1 protein-coding gene is annotated in these 290 nt (G+C 59.0%); it reads right to left on the bottom strand.

Annotation, left to right across the window (positions count from 1 at the left end; genetic code table 11):
* Window positions 1-183: MurR/RpiR family transcriptional regulator (locus B4E36_RS04005; protein WP_414673728.1), on the bottom strand; the 183-nt coding region annotated here is incomplete at its 3' end.
* Window positions 184-290 lie beyond the last annotated feature (107 nt).

The raw sequence follows: 290 nt of genomic DNA, 5'->3' as shown, positions 1-290 counted from the left end.
CTGGCAGGACAGGCGACGGCAGAAGCGGGTCACCGTCGGCGCGGAAACGCCAGCGCGTTCGGCGAGCTCTACGATCGAGGCGTTGACCGCGAAATCGAAATCATTGAGCAGGATATCGCAGATGCGCTTCTCGGCCTGCGAAAACTGGTCCTGCTGCTCCTGTAGAACCGCGAAAATATCCATATCCTGCGACACTCTCCCTATGCCGGCGCCAGGCGCCGTTCCTGAATCCGAGCCAGCTTATCGCAAAGTTTCAGGATGGTCGGGCTCTTTGTTTTGACGCATCGGGT

This window comes from Martelella sp. UBA3392, from assembly GCF_002358775.1.
GTDB lineage: Bacteria > Pseudomonadota > Alphaproteobacteria > Rhizobiales > Rhizobiaceae > Martelella > Martelella mediterranea.
Note: the sequence above shows the minus strand (reverse complement) of the source record. Positions and strands in the feature narration are given on the sequence as shown.